Consider the following 1,360-nt stretch of genomic DNA (forward strand, 5'->3'; position numbering starts at 1 on the left):
GCTGCAATCATTCCTCCAAGTACACCGGTACCTACAGAGTTTTGCGCGCCTGAACCTGCACCGTTACTAATAACGAGCGGTAAAACGCCAAGCATGAATGCTAATGATGTCATTAAAATAGGTCGTAAACGCATTCTGACAGAATCTAGCGTCGCTTCAATCAATCCTTTTCCTTCTTTTTCCATTAAGTCTTTAGCAAACTCAACAATTAAAATGGCATTTTTGGCAGATAGATCAATAGTTGTTAATAAACCTACCTTAAAGTAAACGTCATTTTCTAATCCCCGAATTGAAGTGAAGAGTAATGCCCCAATAACTCCTAATGGTACAACTAGCATAACAGAAAAAGGAATTGAGCAACTTTCATATAAAGCGGCTAAACAGAGAAAGACGACAATAAGAGAAATTACATATAAAGCAGGTGCTTGATTGCCAGAAAGACGTTCTTGATAAGACATACCGGTCCATTCATAACCAATACTTTCAGGTAATTTTTCAGTAAGTTGCTCCATTAATAGCATGGCATCACCGGTACTTTTCCCTGGTGCCGCAGAACCTTGGATTTCCATTGCAGGTAAACCATTATAGCGTTCCAGACGTGGTGAACCATATAGCCATGGATCTTTGCTATGATCAATCAATGCAGAAAAAGGTACCATTTTTCCTTGATTATTGCGGACATAAAGTTTTTCAATATCAGCGGGCAACATCCGGAATGGGGCATTGGCTTGTACATAAACTTTTTTAACGCGTTCACGATCAATAAAGTCATTTACATAGATGCCGCCAAACATGGTACTTAACGTTGCGTTAATATCATTGATAGAAACACCTGATGCTTCCGCTTTCTGTTGATCAATATAAAAACGATATTGAGAAGTATCATCTTGCCCGTTAGGACGGACATTTTGCAATATATCAGGATGTTGAGCGATAAGCCCTAGTAGTTGATTACGAGCAGCCATTAATTTTTCATGGCCTAAATTACCTTGATCAACAAGTTCATAATCAAAACCACTGGCAGTACCTAGTTCAGGTATAGCAGGGATATTGAAAGAGAAGATGATAGCTTCTTGTATTTTTGAAAAGGCAAGATTGGCACGATTAATAATTTTAGAAACATGGCTTTCAGCACTATGACGTTCTTTCCAATCTTGTAGTACGACGAAAGCAAGCCCCATGTTTTGTCTCTGTCCTGCGAAGCCAAAGCCACTTACGGTAAAGACAGATTTAACATTCGCTTTTTCTTTGGTGCGACAATATTGGTCAATATCATGAAGCACTGCGACTGTTTGTTCCTGGGTTGAACCAGGTGGTAGCTGAACCATAGTCAAAAGTACCCCTTGATCTTCCTCGGGAA

The 1,360-nt window shown here is 39.5% G+C and carries 1 protein-coding gene; it reads right to left on the reverse strand.

From position 1 onward, the window contains the following. Positions 1-1,360, reverse strand: a 1,360-nt coding sequence (locus CBG25_RS16015; protein ID WP_290607881.1) for an efflux RND transporter permease subunit, incomplete at both ends; no start/stop codon positions are given.

Origin of the sequence: Arsenophonus sp. ENCA (genome assembly GCF_002287155.1) — a bacterium.
In the GTDB taxonomy this organism is placed as follows: domain Bacteria; phylum Pseudomonadota; class Gammaproteobacteria; order Enterobacterales; family Enterobacteriaceae; genus Arsenophonus; species Arsenophonus nilaparvatae.